Origin of the sequence: Terribacillus saccharophilus (assembly GCF_002272075.1) — a bacterium.
Taxonomy (GTDB): domain Bacteria; phylum Bacillota; class Bacilli; order Bacillales; family Amphibacillaceae; genus Terribacillus; species Terribacillus saccharophilus_A.
Map to the genome: position 1 here is coordinate 17,763 of NZ_NPBJ01000006.1, position 14,285 is coordinate 32,047.

At 40.9% G+C, this 14,285-nt stretch carries 14 protein-coding genes and 1 riboswitch; of the genes, 4 read left to right on the forward strand and 10 right to left on the reverse strand.

Annotated elements, in window-relative coordinates; translation table 11 throughout:
* The 7 genes from CHH48_RS04985 to CHH48_RS05015 form a co-directional block, all read right to left on the reverse strand.
* Positions 1 to 756 (reverse strand): prepilin peptidase, encoded by a 756-nt coding sequence (locus CHH48_RS04985; RefSeq protein ID WP_095218222.1) that lies wholly within the window; start codon positions 754 to 756, stop codon positions 1 to 3.
* A 67-nt stretch (positions 757 to 823) separates the two neighbouring features.
* On the reverse strand, positions 824 to 1,240 hold the full coding sequence (locus CHH48_RS19885) for a type II secretion system protein (protein WP_095218223.1): 417 nt from the start codon (positions 1,238 to 1,240) through the stop codon (positions 824 to 826).
* Between the two features lie 52 nt (positions 1,241 to 1,292).
* Positions 1,293 to 1,375: riboswitch (cyclic di-GMP riboswitch) on the reverse strand.
* Between the two features lie 85 nt (positions 1,376 to 1,460).
* The gene (locus CHH48_RS04995) at positions 1,461 to 2,666 is read right to left on the reverse strand and encodes a type II secretion system F family protein (RefSeq protein WP_095218224.1); all 1,206 of its coding nucleotides are present in this window, start codon (positions 2,664 to 2,666) and stop codon (positions 1,461 to 1,463) included.
* Positions 2,667 to 3,707, reverse strand: a complete 1,041-nt coding sequence (locus tag CHH48_RS05000; RefSeq protein WP_095218225.1) for a type IV pilus twitching motility protein PilT — start codon at positions 3,705 to 3,707, stop codon at positions 2,667 to 2,669. It abuts the gene before it with no gap.
* An 11-nt stretch (positions 3,708 to 3,718) separates the two neighbouring features.
* Positions 3,719 to 5,341 (reverse strand): GspE/PulE family protein, encoded by a 1,623-nt coding sequence (locus tag CHH48_RS05005; RefSeq protein ID WP_095218226.1) that lies wholly within the window; start codon positions 5,339 to 5,341, stop codon positions 3,719 to 3,721.
* A 129-nt stretch (positions 5,342 to 5,470) separates the two neighbouring features.
* On the reverse strand, positions 5,471 to 5,851 hold the full coding sequence (locus CHH48_RS05010) for a hypothetical protein (protein ID WP_095218227.1): 381 nt from the start codon (positions 5,849 to 5,851) through the stop codon (positions 5,471 to 5,473).
* Positions 5,835 to 6,287 (reverse strand): prepilin-type N-terminal cleavage/methylation domain-containing protein, encoded by a 453-nt coding sequence (locus CHH48_RS05015; protein ID WP_095218228.1) that lies wholly within the window; start codon positions 6,285 to 6,287, stop codon positions 5,835 to 5,837. The genes CHH48_RS05010 and CHH48_RS05015 overlap by 17 nt, the downstream gene beginning before the upstream one ends.
* Positions 6,288 to 6,324: 37 nt before the next feature.
* Here CHH48_RS05015 and CHH48_RS05020 point away from each other — a divergent pair, with 37 nt between their 5' ends.
* The gene (locus tag CHH48_RS05020; protein WP_176466365.1) at positions 6,325 to 8,097 is read left to right on the forward strand and encodes a type II secretion system protein; all 1,773 of its coding nucleotides are present in this window, start codon (positions 6,325 to 6,327) and stop codon (positions 8,095 to 8,097) included.
* Between the two features lie 40 nt (positions 8,098 to 8,137).
* Here CHH48_RS05020 and CHH48_RS05025 read toward each other — a convergent pair whose 3' ends face one another.
* The 3 genes from CHH48_RS05025 to CHH48_RS05035 all read right to left on the reverse strand — a co-directional run bounded on the left by CHH48_RS05025 (position 8,138) and on the right by CHH48_RS05035 (position 11,802).
* Positions 8,138 to 8,665 carry a YceI family protein gene (locus CHH48_RS05025; RefSeq protein ID WP_095218230.1) on the reverse strand — a complete coding sequence of 176 codons (528 nt, stop codon included), beginning with the start codon at positions 8,663 to 8,665 and terminating at the stop codon, positions 8,138 to 8,140.
* 107 nt (positions 8,666 to 8,772) lie between these two features.
* Entirely contained in the window at positions 8,773 to 10,512 is a 1,740-nt protein-coding gene (locus tag CHH48_RS05030) for a sensor domain-containing diguanylate cyclase (RefSeq protein WP_095218231.1), read from the reverse strand.
* A gap of 54 nt (positions 10,513 to 10,566) precedes the next feature.
* Positions 10,567 to 11,802, reverse strand: a complete 1,236-nt coding sequence (locus CHH48_RS05035) for a bifunctional folylpolyglutamate synthase/dihydrofolate synthase (protein ID WP_095218232.1) — start codon at positions 11,800 to 11,802, stop codon at positions 10,567 to 10,569.
* Positions 11,803 to 11,914: 112 nt separating this feature from the next.
* Here CHH48_RS05035 and CHH48_RS05040 point away from each other — a divergent pair, with 112 nt between their 5' ends.
* From CHH48_RS05040 to CHH48_RS05050, 3 genes are read left to right on the forward strand one after another with little or no spacing between them, the layout of a single operon-like run.
* On the forward strand, positions 11,915 to 12,808 hold the full coding sequence (locus CHH48_RS05040) for an ATP-grasp domain-containing protein (protein WP_095218233.1): 894 nt from the start codon (positions 11,915 to 11,917) through the stop codon (positions 12,806 to 12,808).
* Positions 12,805 to 13,668 carry an ATP-grasp domain-containing protein gene (locus CHH48_RS05045; RefSeq protein ID WP_095218234.1) on the forward strand — a complete coding sequence of 288 codons (864 nt, stop codon included), beginning with the start codon at positions 12,805 to 12,807 and terminating at the stop codon, positions 13,666 to 13,668. The genes CHH48_RS05040 and CHH48_RS05045 overlap by 4 nt, the downstream gene beginning before the upstream one ends.
* A complete protein-coding gene (locus CHH48_RS05050; RefSeq protein ID WP_095218235.1) occupies positions 13,656 to 14,168 on the forward strand; it encodes a 2'-5' RNA ligase family protein in 513 nt (170 codons plus the stop codon). Before CHH48_RS05045 ends, CHH48_RS05050 begins: the two co-directional genes overlap by 13 nt.
* Positions 14,169 to 14,285 lie beyond the last annotated feature (117 nt).

A 14,285-nucleotide genomic window follows, 5' to 3' on the forward strand; every position in this document is an offset into this window, starting at 1 on the left:
TTAAAAGAATGAATTAATGTACCAGCTAATCATTGCGTCACCGTGAAAATAAGTGATCAATACGCCTAACAAAATATACGGACCAAATGGTATAGCCTGTTTCCGTTTGAGTATCTTCGCAGATAGGAGGACTAGACTTATAACAGCTCCTATAATAGAAGATAGGAAGAAAGTGAGTAACACACCCTTCCAGCCCAATACAACACCAAGCACAACAAATAACTTCAAATCTCCACCACCCATACCTCCCCGGCTGAATAGAATGACGAGGAAAAGCAGGACAAACGCTACAGCAGCTCCAATAATTGAGTCCCACCAGGGATCCAATGGAGTGATGATACGGAGAATGATGAATAGAGGAAGGAAGAAGATTAAGATCTTATTCGGAATGAGCATGAACCGCATATCCGTTACAAATAGAATCGCAGCCATTGATACTAATACAAATGCTGTAACCAGTTCCCACTGCAGTCCGATCATATAAAGGCTATATCCGAACAGTAGACCAGTCGCTAGCTCAGTGAAAGGATAAAGAGGTGAAATCTTCTGTTTACAGTTACGGCATTTCCCTCGGAGTACTATATAAGAAACTACTGGGAATAGGTCGTATGCCTTGATTTGATGTTTGCAGTTTGGACAGTATGATCGTTCTGATTGGAACATTTTCTTTTCTGGGACACGCATTCCGACGACGTTGTAGAAGGAACCGAGGACGGCGCCAAGTATGATAAAGTAAATTAGTAGGAAAATCGACATATTATCACTCCTTGCTTATGTAAAGACAGAAATCTCTCACTAGGAGAGATTTCTGTTATAGTTATTATTATTTTCCAGAATCAGTAGTTGTTTCTTTTGATCCTGCTGTTCCTTTAGCACTTCCAGCTACAATTTCAGCAGTCCATTGACCATTCTGTAATTGTGCAAAACTATCGTCTCTATCATAAGGAGAGCCCTCATCTTCAGGATTTGTTGGAGCACTAAGATACTCTTTTTCAATCAAATAATCTAATGTATATTTATTATTTGTTCCTTCGTCACCTTGTGCCTGTGCAAGTCTTGCCGCTTCAATCATCTGTTGCGCGTTAGAATCATGTGCATCTTGTTTACTATCGCCAATTAAATTAGCAATTACTGGAATAGCAATCGCTGCTAGAATACCTAAAATAACAATAACTGCAAGCAACTCAACAAGCGTAAAACCTTTTTCCGATTTCAGTTTCTTACTTAAAAACTTCTTCATTGTGGACACTCCTCCGATATGTAGTTGTTTCCGGCCATAGGGAAACAGTCTTGATCAATTTGGCCGGTTGCACTACTAGCTCCAAAATAACCAAGTGCCCACATAAGGTTATTTCATCGTCGCTTCCTATTAATCTAGTAAGATTATATCAAAAGACCCAAGAAATTCTACCCATTACATGAAAAATTTACAGTTATTCTGTCGTTCTTATAGTTATTTGTTACTGTATGTTCTCATATAATGAAAACATCGGAATAACTACTGCTGTTACAATACTTCCAACCATAGCTGATAAGATTAGGATTAGAATAGGCTCCAACATCGCCTTCAACCTTTCAGCAGCATAATCCAATTCCTGTTCGTAAAAGTCTGCCGCCCGGTGGAGTAAGCTATCCAATGAACCTGATTTCTCTCCAACTCGAATCATTTGCGTGACCATTGGCGGAAATGCCCAATGTTTCTCCATCGGGGTAGCAAGCGAGTCACCCTTTTCAACTGTTTCGTAGCAATCTTGGATTATATGTTCCATAAGTTTATTCTGCAAAATCCGACTAGAGATCTGTAAAGTATCAAGAATCGGTACAGAACTTTCCAATAGTGAGCTCATTGTTCTTGTCATTCGAGCAAGAATTGCTTTTTGATAGAAGCTGCCTAGTACTGGAATCTTTAATTTCACAGTGTCCATGAACAGCTTACCTTTTGGCTTAGATACAACTATTCGATATAACACTACACAAAGCAATAAGAAAAGTACCCCAAAATACCAGTATTTCTGCATACTTTCCGATAAGCTTAGTACAAATGCTGTATACGTAGGAAGCTCGGCATCCATAGTTTCGAACATGCTTGTAAATTGAGGAAAGACCACAACTAAAAGCGCTATACATATAGCAACTGCAACAAACGCAACAAGTACCGGATAACTCAAAGCTGTAATAACTTTCTGTCGCATATCATATTGCTTCTCATAATAGACAGCCATCTTATTTAGAACATCATCCAGTTCCCCGCTCGCTTCACCAGCTCGGATCATGTTTACGAATAACTCCGGAAATATTTTAGGATGCTTTGCAACAGCATCTGAGAAACGGACACCTTCGACCAAATCTGAACGCACATATTTAAGAGTCTCTTTTAAAAACTTGTCCTTTGTCTGTTCTTGCAATAAACCTGTTGCCTCCACCAAAGGTACACCAGCCTCTATCAAAGTGGACAATTGGCGAAGAAAGATAATAAATTCCTTCTTCTTCACTCTTTTACCAAATGATAGTTCTTTATTCAAAGTACGATTCAATTCTTTTAACTCAAAGACAATCATTTGCTGTGATTGAAGCTTCTCTAATGCTTCTCCACGACTTTCTGCTTGGACTTTCCCTCTTTTGGGTTTACCGAGAATGTCTCGGGCATTGTATTGAAAGTAATGCATTTAAACACCCCACTCTTCCAAAAATGGCGCTACTTGATCCATCGTAACTATTCCTGAAGCGACCATCTTGCGAATACTCATATCCATCGTGTGCATTCCTTGATCACGCGAAGTCTGCATGATACTCGGAATTTGATGCATTTTACCGTTACGTATTAGATTCTTAATGGCTGATGTACTGATTAGCAGTTCAGTCAGTGCTTTTCTTCCTTGTCCATCAGAACGTCTCACTAAACGCTGCGACAATACTGCAGTTAATACGCTGGCAAGCTGAATACGGATTTGCGGCTGTTGTTCAGCTGGGAATACATCCACAATTCGATCTATTGTTTGTGAAGCGGAACTCGTATGCAGTGTTGCCAGTACAAGATGCCCTGTTTCTGCAGCTGTAATTGCTGTCGAAATCGTCTCCAAATCTCGAAGCTCCCCTACTAGGATTACATCCGGATCCTGCCGCAAACAAGCACGTAAACCATTTGCGAAGTTATCTGTATCCAATCCAACCTCACGTTGATCAATAATGCACTGATTATGCTTATGTAAGTACTCAATAGGATCTTCTAGAGTAATAATATGCCGCTGCATGCTGGTGTTCATATGATGAATCATTGCAGCCAATGTTGTGCTTTTACCGCTTCCAGTAGGTCCGGTCACTAGTAGCAGACCCTGTGGCTTGCCCGACAGAACCTTCAGCACATCCGGTAAATCAAGATCTTCCAGAGTCGGTACATTCCTTGGCACTACTCTTACTGCTAATGACACACATCCGCGTTGATGATATACATTAATACGAAAACGAGAGACTCCTGGAATGCTATAGGAAAGATCTACTTCCCCTACCTCTTTAAACCGCTCCCACAATTTCTCACTCAAGATCGCCTTTGCCATCTGCTCCGTATCAGCAGGAGTTAGGTTTTCACTATGATGGCGCCTTAGCACACCATGCACACGAAAAACTGGCGGAACAGCAACCGTCATATGAATATCTGAAGCTTTAATTTCCATAGCAGTAATTAATAATTCATCAAATGTCTCTTTCATCTTGCCTCTCCTTAACTATCCACGGTAATCCGCAGAACCTCTTCCACTGTTGTCATTCCTTGTAATGCCTTCTCTAATCCATCATCAATTAACATTTTCATGCCATTTTCTATTGCAGCTTGTTTGATTTCATCTACTGAGCGATTCTTTATTAGTAAATCACGTATCTGGTCGTCTACAACAAGCAGCTCATGAACTGCCATTCGCCCTTTATAACCTGTCTGCTTGCAACTGTTGCATCCTCTACCTCGGTATAAAATTTCATTATCTAAGCTATGTCGTCCCAACAACTCTGCTTCCACTGATGATGGGGAGTAAGCTTCCTTACAATCTCGACAAATTCGTTTAACGAGCCGCTGTGACACAACACCGGAAACTGAAGAAACGACCAAGTACGGTTCAATTTTCATGTCCATTAATCGTGGTATAGATGCAATAGCGTTATTTGTATGTAATGTACTGAAAACAAGGTGACCGGTAAGTGATGCGCGAACTGCTATTTCCGCAGTTTCACTATCTCGTATTTCTCCGACCATGATGATATTTGGATCTTGCCGGAGGATTGAACGCAGACCTGTTGCAAAGGTTAGACCGATATTGCTGTTAATCTGCATCTGATTCACACCTTGTAACTCAAATTCAACAGGGTCCTCAACGGTTATGATATTGTACTGCTCACGATTCAAATGGTTAATTGATGCGTAAAGTCCTGATGATTTACCTGATCCGGTTGGACCTGTGAAAAGTATCAGCCCAGATGGTTGTTCAATTAAATGACTGTATTTTTTAAAGTTGTCTTCACTAAAATCAAGCTCGTCCAATCCTTTTATTACATTACTTAGATCAAGTATCCGGATAACAACTTTCTCACCAAATACTGTGGGCAGAACACTGATACGCAAATCCACATGGGTATTTTCCATTTTGAGTTTAATTCGGCCATCTTGCGGAAGTCGTGTTTCAGTTATGTTCATGTTAGCCAGAATTTTCACACGTGCTACAACAGCTGCCTGAATTGATTTAGGCAATGTTCTTTCACGGCGAAGGTCCCCATCTATCCGATAGCGAACTTGTACTTCATTTTCATAAGGATCCATATGTATATCACTGGCTTTGAGCTGCACTCCTGCAGCAATCAACTGCTCGACAATTCGAATTGCAGGTGCTGCTTCTGCAGCAACATCATTTCGAGCTTCTCCAGTTTCAGCCTCCTTGTAAACAGCAGTAATAGCTTCCAGAATATCGGCTTTAGCTGCTATTACAGGCTTAATGGAAAACCCAGTGTACATTTCCATATCATCGATTGCGTAGTAGTCCATCGGATCATGCATCGCGACTGTTAGGATATTGTTCTCTCTGCTTAACGGAATAATAATATGCTTACGAGCAAATTGAATCGGTACAAGCTTCACCAACTCGAATTGGAAAGGATAGCGGAAAAGAGAAACATGAGGAATGCCAAGCTGGAATTCTAGTACTTCAATTAATTGCTGTTCCGTTATGTATCCTTTTTCGAGTAGCAAATCCCCGAGTTTCTGCCCCGGCTGCTGCTCTCTTATAGCAGCTACAATTTGCTCCTCCGTCACTAGTCCAGCTTTCTTCAGCAATTCACCCAGTTTCATCTTTTTAGCCATAATTCCACTTCCATTCTTAAGTTTATACAAAATTTTTCCGGTCTCTTGCTATTAGATTACTAATAATATAGTCTTAGATTAAATCCAAAAGCAATACTTTAGACGGATATTCGTTGAAGTTATATTCTATTATTTAATAGGGATTTTTTCTCTCCTGTGACCATCGGTTGCATCAAAGGTTATGTCTAATAAAATCTCATTCTCGTTATTTTCGTTTACATTAGCCTCTAATGTGATCTTATTATTATCAATTTCAATTTCTTTTGGCAGCTGTCCCAGTGTCTCTTCCAGAGAATCATGTGTTGCATTTTTTTGATTGATGAAAGTACTTACATACAAAGTGGCCATATTGGACAAATCTGACTCAAGCGTAGCTTCTTCCTGTTTATTCATTTGTAAGGTAGTGGTCAAAAGCTGCGAGAAAAGTATTGTTCCTAAAATTGTCAGCAATACAATTATCCAAAGGACTAGTACCAAAGCGGCCCCTCTTTCATTATGGAGTCTGCACATCGGTTTCCTCCTTGTTAATCAAAAATTTAATAGCAGTACCTCTAGTAACAGGAGTGTTTTCAGAATTTTGAACTTCAAATTCTGCCTGGATAAGACCTGTAACGTTATTCTCGTTATACTTACATAAAGTTACTTTACTTTGATACGGGGTACCTCCTACTACTTCATTCTTAGGAAGCGACACTGTTTCTAAAGCTTGTTGTGAAGAACACTCAGCAAGTGTTGAAGTATTCCCTATTATTTTTTGAATATCTGATAGAGTTTCAAACTTTGAAGCCACAACTTGAGCAGCTTCATTTGTCCTTAATGATTCACCATTAACTCTATTATGAATAGCTGCCTGAGTGAACATAGGAATAAAAGCAATTATGATAATAGCTAGAATAGTTATACTGACTAAAATTTCAATTAACGTGAAGCCATGTTGTTCTTTCACTTATACCACCTCATCTTTAATATCGGGAGTGTTCTTTATGTCGAATGAAAAAGGATTTACACTAATAGAACTACTTGCAGCACTTGTCCTTTTTAGTTTAATAACTATCTCGGCTGTTTCAGTAACTGCTCAGGCGCTTCAGCAAAATGGCAATGCTAAACTAACGAATAGTTTGCGAAATGATGCTACTTATGTAACACAAGTACTGCGCACCGCTTACGAGAACGACACATTGGACAATATGTGTGTCGAAAATGGTACCATTCAAACCGATGATATACATTTACAACTTACACCGGGTAATAGAATTAGTGAGATGAACTTCTCCTATCACGATGAAAATAGTTCTAATTGCTTTCATTCTCAACCAGAGAAACAAACATTGCAAGTAAATTTTACTATATCTAAAATGGAAGACGATAAAATTATTGAGTCTTTTGACGTAGATACCGCCTTTACGAAGCCAACTGCTGATGACTTAACTGTTACTATTTCACAACCTACTCTCCCTCCTACCAACCCAGACGACGGTAAGGATGAAGAAGAACCAGGTGAACCGATAACTCCTGGAGAAGGGGAAGAAGATCCCGGAGATGGCGGAGAAGAGACACCAAGCAATCCTGACGAAGATCCGGAACCAGAAACACCCGAAGAACCAGATACGGATTCTCCTTTTGTCGATACTTGTAAAGTATTAGAAAATGAGATCGTTAAGACAAATACAGACAAAGGGAAAGGAAACGGTAGTGGAAGAGAAAGTAGCGTATACACTGGAGACACTACTCTTTCCGAGACACAATTCAATACGAATAACTATAATAGTGTAAAAGTATCAAACGGAAGTCTCGCCATTCCAAACAGTGTCTCTATACATAAGATATTATTCGAAGTGGACCATAATTTTAATGTAAATGGCTCATTGGATCTCCAAGAATCTTCTGATACGAATATCGGCCAGAAAACGTCTGTAAAACAAAACTTAGGTTTATTTGCTAAATCCTCTTTAGAAACTGGAACACTCTATATAACAAACCAGCTAACTGCTCATAATCAATCCGTTCTAATGGTACACGGCAATGCCGAAGTTGGAAGCGGTCATTTCTTTACGAAGAGTGCAAGTTGTATAGGCGGAGATGCAACTTACAAAACCGATCTTGAGTTCCAAAATTTCAGTACTTATATTTCTGGAGGAAAATTGACTGCACCTGTCCTGCGTATGTTCTCTCAATCAACCGTGAAAATGGAAAAAGCTGCTGAAATTACAGGAAATATAAATCTTGAAAACGACGCCCGTCTTGAAGTTGGTGAAGATATATATGCGGGTGGAGACACTACATTAAACAGCAGTGCATATGTGAGTGCTAATGGACCCGGAACTTTCAAGAAAAGCTTGACCGTACGTAACAGTGCTGAACTTTCTCTCGACGGCAATGCTTCAGTAGGTGGGACTACTCTTATTGAATCCAATGCTAAATTTATTATTGCTGGCTCGGCAACCTTTGGTAACGATATCACATTACGCAACAGTGGTGGACAGTTTACTGTCCATGAAAATACAACTGTTAACGGTTCAATTAACATGGATCAAGATGCCATTATGTACGTAAAAGGTAATGCTTATTTAAATGGTAATGTCCATGTGCCACAGAATGCGAAAATAATTGCTGATGGTGACATCCACATCAAAGGTAAAATATCTCCTGACTGGGGCGGTGGCACTATATGCGCTAAAGGAGACATTAAAATGGATCAGCCATATACTGGTCACGAACTAAAAATCCTCCCCAACAACCAAAAATGCCAAAAATAAAAGACCTATCCCCCAGGGATAGGTCTTTCCTATATCCTTCTTACTCTACTACAAACTCAAAGTCAGCAGTGAACTTAACGTCTTTACCGATCAATACGCCGCCTGTTTCAAGTGCTGCGTTGTAAGTCAGGCCGTATGCTTCACGGTTGATTTTGCCTTCTACTTCGAAGCCGGCGATTGTGCTGCCGTCCATTGGGTTTTTGGAAGTGCCGTTGTATTCTACTTTGAATGTTTCTTCGTTAGTTACGTCTTTAATTGTGAAGTCTCCAGTGATTTCGAATTCATCATCGGATAATTTCTTCACGGATTTGCTTTTGAATGTCATGGCAGGATGGTTGGCTGCGTCGAAGAAGTCTCCGGATTGCAAGTGACCGTCGCGGTCCGGGTTGCCTGTGTTGATTGTAGCTGCTTGAATTGTTGCTGTGATGGAAGCGCTATTCAAATCATTCAAGTCTCCGCTGAATTGTACGTCGAAGTCTTCGAATTTCCCCTTAGCTTTAGATACCATCATATGTTTTACCGTAAATGAAATACTGCTGTGTGCTTTATCTAATTTCAAAACTGCCATGTTTGTTCCTCCTCAGTGGTATTTCTTTATTAAGTTACTTTACGTAAGTAACTATATATTAATCACTTCGTTACGTCAAGCATTACTTTATAAAAAAAACATTCCTTTTACGAAGGAATGTTTTCAGTTTTTTGATTCAGTTCGTGGTATATGCTTACTCGATTCCGACCTTTCTGTTTGGCACCGACGTACATAGCACGATCGGCATGCCGAACCAATTCCAATTCATCTTCACTGTTCTCCGGATAAGATGCGACCCCGACACTGACTGTCATTTTTAATAAGACGTTCTGATCGAAATCTAATGTATTTTTTGTATGGAAAGGTTGTGCAGTAATGCTGCGCCATAATGTATCAGCCACTTTTGCAGCTCGAGCAGAACCGCAATTTGGTAGGATGACTGCAAATTCTTCTCCGCCGTACCGAGCTAGAACCACATCCTCATCCACTATCTCCCGGCTCAATCTTGCAGCCACCTCTCGCAACACATCGTTACCTGCTTCATGTCCATACGTGTCGTTCACTTGCTTGAAATGATCCAGATCCATCATAATCAACGACACAGGATTTTCAGGTGCACGCTCCTGAAATAGTCCCTTAAGTGCATCATCAAAGTAACGATAATTATATAAGCCTGTTAATGCACAATGCTCACTGATCTGCTTTGTCTGTTCGTAATGCTGCGCGTTGAGCAGACTTACTGCCATGAAATTGGCCAGTAACTCTATCAGCATGAATTGATATTTCTCATAAATGTTCCTTTGTTCAGATAAAAGGACGAGGATACCGACGACTTGGTTATCCCGTTCAATCGGCAAACACATAAGGCTTTCACTATGTGGAGCTGTCAGATTCCATTTCTTTTCCCATTGTTTTCGTTTTCCATAGCGGACCCCTGCACCTTTCTTCCAAACGAAACCGGACACACCTTCTCCTTTTTTCTTCCGATCACCCTGCTTGTAAATGGAACGCTCTTTCGGATCATACAGCCGAATCAATTTCAGTTCCTTGCCATCTGTCACATCATATAAATAAGCTAAATCCGCTGGCACGAGTGATACGATTCTTTCCATAAATAAATCCAATGTTTCTTTAACATTCAACTGGGCTGTCAATTCATGTCCAATCTCACTTACAAGACGAAGGTGCTCGTTCATGCTTCTGCTTCGATAATAAAGCTTCAATATATAAGATGTGCTGACAATTGAAAATCCAATAAACACGACAGCCACTGCACCAATTTCATGATAAAGTATATGCAGAAGCAGCGCTGCTGGCAGGATATAGATAGTCGTCATGAATTCCCAGAAAAAGCTGCGTTCAAAGAACTTATCTCTTTTGCCGTAAATATATCTTCTGGTCAGTGTAATAAGGATATGATTCATCATGAACAGTGTCATGGAGTATGCCAGGATACCAATTATATGCATTGGTGTATCCAACGCTTGTGCAGCAGTTACCGGGAAGTCGAATAACCTGTATACTCCCGCTGCCGAGACACTCATCAGGAAAAACATCACATAATTCAACGGAATGCGAAACAGGTCTTGTTTCGTCATGCGCACTTGCAGCAGCACGATCGTGACACTGATTGTCGTAATGATCATCTCTACAAACAAACCGAAATTTAAATAAATGACAAGCGTGATACCATTCAGGAAAAAGACAGGAATTTGGTTGACCATGATCGGAAATAGAGCCACAATGACAGCCAGTGCGGTAAATGCACCTAAATCAAGCCATTTAAAATTGTCCAAATTTGTCTGTTGATAGATAAGAAAAAGGGAAGCTGGCCAAATGATAGCCCAAGCTGCCCAGATCCATCGTTTCTTGCTGCTGTTCACCATCTAGCTTCTTCCTTCCTATCATCCGTACACATATAAAGATTCAGATAATTTAAACTACCACATTTTTCTATTTTGAACAATATACTTTCTGACTTGGTAGATTAAATGCAGGGAACCTGTTACAAAATAGACAGTGTCTGTTTTGTAGTCTTTATAGAGCTGCTTAACCCATTCCTGCCAATCGCCTGTAACTTCTACTGCCGTATATGCTTCTGACAAAGTCTCTATATCTGCTGCACGTGGATGATCGAAAGTTGTCAAAGTAATATCAGTTGTAATTTCTTGAAGCTGCTGAATCATTTGTGCAAATGGCTTGTCCTGAAAAGCGCTGAACAATATTTCAACTTTATTATTCGGGTAATTTTGTTTCACCGTTTCGATAAAAGCAGCCATCCCTTCTGCGTTATGCGCACCATCCAGGATGATTGTTGGAACATTTTCCACAAGTTCAAATCGGCCAGGAAGCTTAGCTTGATTTATAGCTTCTTTGACTTTATCAATGTTTAATCGGAATCCCATCTCCTGCAGCAAATGACATGCCTCTGCGGCAAGTGCCGCATTCACCCGTTGATGAGCTCCTTTCATTTGCGGATTAATGTGAAGTCGGTCAGAATCATCTGCTTCTATCCAATTAATCGGCACTGCTAACGCTCTCGCTTGCTTCTCAATAACTGCTCTCGCCTCATCTTGAGTCACCGCACTTATGACCGGGGCTCCAACTTTGATAATCCCAGCCTTTTCCTCGGCAATCTTTTCAATCGTATCCCCAAGGAAACGTTGATGGTCGAGTCCGATATTGGTAATAATGCTGAGTAAAGGCTGCTGCAGGACATTCGTCGCGTCACCGCGTCCGCCCATACCAGCTTCTATCACACTAATGTCCGCATGTTTTGCTAGATAGGAAAACGCGATACACACATGAATTTCGAATTCACTCGGATGATTGTCCTGTCGATCCATCTCTTCTATAGTAGAAAGAAGTGCATTACATTCCATGACGAATGCTTCCTCGCTTATCCATTGGCCATTTACTTGAATGCTCTCGAGGAATCCTCCAGGGGTTGGGGAAATGAAGCTTCCCGCTTTATATCCGTTATATGTTAATGCGTTAACTAGAAACGTCGATGTTGAACCTTTGCCATTCGTTCCAGCTATATGTATACTTTTCATTCGACGTTCGGGATTGTCTGATGCTTGCAGCAGCTGCTGCACCCGATGCAGTCCCGGCTTGATGCCAAGATGTCTGCGGCTCGTTAAAAAAGCTTCTGCTTCTGCTAGGTTTGCAAACATAAAGCATCTCCTTCCATGTATAATTGACTATTATATCAAACTAGTTTGTGCTGCCACTATAGAAATAATTTCTTCATTTGTTGGGCATCACCTAAAGAAAGGAATTACAGTTATGGCTACACCAAAACTTGGCTGGGTCATTTATAACGGCCATCTTGGCGGTAAGAAATTTCTTGATTTCGCTGAATGGATACAGCGTGCTGCCAAAGCCCAAGGTATTGAAATGAAAATCATTAAAAATAACGCGTTGCTTGGTATGGTCGGAACAGACAACAGCCTGCTTAATGATGAACAACAACTGCCGGACTTTGTCGTTTTCAGCGACAAGGATATCCCGCTTGCCCAGCAGCTCGAAGCAATGGGAATTCCGCTTTATAATTCCAGCAAATCGATTGCCGTCTGCGATAATAAAATTCTTATGTACCAGGCACTAGCTGAAGCAGGGATAAGAATTCCAAAAACGATTATCGCACCGAAGATATTCCCTGGTACAATGCCGATACAACTGGATACTTTTAATCCCGCCATTGTGGAGCTCGGCTTTCCGATGGTCGTTAAGGAAGCTTTCGGTTCATTCGGAGAACAAGTATATCTGATCCACAATAAAGAGGCATTACACCAGAAGATTAGCGAAATAGGAACGAATCCATTCGTCTTGCAGGAATATATCCAAACAAGTCACGGCAGAGATATACGAATCAATATCGTCGGCGGCAAGATTGTCGCTTCTATGATCCGTACCTCTGATACAGATTTCAGAGCGAATGTGTCACGCGGAGGCAGCATGCAGCAGTATACGCCAACCGAAAAAGAGTCCGAGTTGGCCATTACAGCTGCTTATGCTGTCGGAACTGATTTTGCAGGAGTGGATTTGCTATTCGGTCCCGGTGAAGAACCGCTCGTATGTGAAGTGAATTCTAATGCGCATATTCGCTCAATCTACGACTGTACAGGGGTGGACGTAACCGAATCAATCATCTCCTACATTAAAGAGGTGCTTTCATGAGAGGCTGGCTGATCTACGATCGAAAAGACGCAAAACGCAATTCCGCTTTTATAGATTGGTTCCTTGAGGAAAGTGTCTCTCTTAACATAGACTTACAGTTAGTCTATACAGACAACTTGAATGTCACACTCCGAAATGGACAAGTATCTGTACATACTAAGCAAAAACAGGACACCCCGGACTTTAGCATTGTTCGGACAATTGATCCTCTTTTGACCGCACAGTTGGAGCAAGCGGGTATCACCTGCTTTAATAATGCTGAGATTGCTGCTCTTGCTAACGACAAAATCAAAACACATCTGGAAATAGCAAAACTGGATATCCCAATGGTTGATATGCATTTGCAGACAAATGCACCTCTACCTCAGCCGCCGCTAGCCTTTCCTTTTGTATGGAAAACGGCAAGTGGCCGTGGTGGAAAAGAAGTACACTTAGTTGAAACTGAAGCACAGTATCAGAATCTACAGCAGCAATATGCAGATCAGTCTGTCCTTATGCAGCAGTTAGCTCAGACACCTGGTAAAGATGTGCGTGTTTTTGTAATTGGCAAAGAGATCATTGCTGCTGTTCTTCGCAGCAGTGATCAGGATTTCAGAGCAAACTATACACTGGGCGGAAGCGCGTCTCTTTACACATTGAATACAGAGGAACAAAAGCTTGTCCAACGTATCGTCAATCATTACGACTTTGGCTTTGTTGGCATCGATTTTCTATTCGATGAGAATGGCAGCTTTCTTTTCAATGAAATGGAGGATGTTGTCGGAAGCCGAACACTTAGTAAGGTAAGCGATGTGAATATCGTCCGGCATTATCTGGAGTTTATAAAGGAACGTATGGAGGATACCGGATGTACGCGATAGTTGGCTATTTTGATGAGGTAACCGAAAGTATGATAGTGAAATTGTGGGAAGATTTGCGAGATAGAGCTATCACAGATTACCCTTTTCGGCGCATGGGACACCGCCCACATCTCACCTTCTCATCCTTCCCAGAACTTAATTCTGATTTGTTGCAAAAACTTGAGCCATTCGCGGATCTCTCAGAAGCCCTGCCCTTACGATTCCGGTTATTTGGAAGCTTTATAAAAAGCGATTCGTTTCTGCTGCTTCCAGATCCGAGCAGTTTGTTATCAGAATTCCAGCGGGAAGTTTATGCCCTGCAAGCTGCATCTTCTCTTTATTCGCCGGAAAAATGGATTCCGCATGTGACTATTGCCAACCATCTGAACCTAGATCAACAGTCAGCTGTTCAGCATTTAGCCAAGAAACGGCTGGAACCTTTTTCAGGTACCTTGTCTAAAATCGCACTTATACAAATTACTGAACATGCTGTGATAGAATTACAGCTATATTCATTATAGGCGGCAACTTGCAACGTAAAGCATACCGCCACACACTAAATTATTTCAATGTTTTGAAAATATATGATATCTCTGATTTAATGACCATAATAGCTAACAGTCTGTAGGAGGTAATAG

What these genes read in the sequence shown, in the direction of transcription:
- CHH48_RS05030 (WP_095218231.1), bottom strand. Translation starts at nt 10,512, where the DNA reads ATGGTGAACAGCAGCAAGAAACGATGGATCTGGGCAGCTTGGGCTATC.
- CHH48_RS05045 (WP_095218234.1), top strand. Translation starts at nt 12,805, where the DNA reads ATGAGAGGCTGGCTGATCTACGATCGAAAAGACGCAAAACGCAATTCC.
- CHH48_RS05050 (WP_095218235.1), top strand. Translation starts at nt 13,656, where the DNA reads ATGTACGCGATAGTTGGCTATTTTGATGAGGTAACCGAAAGTATGATA.
- CHH48_RS05010 (WP_095218227.1), bottom strand. Translation starts at nt 5,851, where the DNA reads ATGTGCAGACTCCATAATGAAAGAGGGGCCGCTTTGGTACTAGTCCTT.
- CHH48_RS05025 (WP_095218230.1), bottom strand. Translation starts at nt 8,665, where the DNA reads ATGGCAGTTTTGAAATTAGATAAAGCACACAGCAGTATTTCATTTACG.
- CHH48_RS05005 (WP_095218226.1), bottom strand. Translation starts at nt 5,341, where the DNA reads ATGGCTAAAAAGATGAAACTGGGTGAATTGCTGAAGAAAGCTGGACTA.
- CHH48_RS05035 (WP_095218232.1), bottom strand. Translation starts at nt 11,802, where the DNA reads ATGTTTGCAAACCTAGCAGAAGCAGAAGCTTTTTTAACGAGCCGCAGA.
- CHH48_RS05020 (WP_176466365.1), top strand. Translation starts at nt 6,325, where the DNA reads ATGTCGAATGAAAAAGGATTTACACTAATAGAACTACTTGCAGCACTT.
- CHH48_RS04985 (WP_095218222.1), bottom strand. Translation starts at nt 756, where the DNA reads ATGTCGATTTTCCTACTAATTTACTTTATCATACTTGGCGCCGTCCTC.
- CHH48_RS04995 (WP_095218224.1), bottom strand. Translation starts at nt 2,666, where the DNA reads ATGCATTACTTTCAATACAATGCCCGAGACATTCTCGGTAAACCCAAA.
- CHH48_RS19885 (WP_095218223.1), bottom strand. Translation starts at nt 1,240, where the DNA reads ATGAAGAAGTTTTTAAGTAAGAAACTGAAATCGGAAAAAGGTTTTACG.
- CHH48_RS05040 (WP_095218233.1), top strand. Translation starts at nt 11,915, where the DNA reads ATGGCTACACCAAAACTTGGCTGGGTCATTTATAACGGCCATCTTGGC.
- CHH48_RS05000 (WP_095218225.1), bottom strand. Translation starts at nt 3,707, where the DNA reads ATGAAAGAGACATTTGATGAATTATTAATTACTGCTATGGAAATTAAA.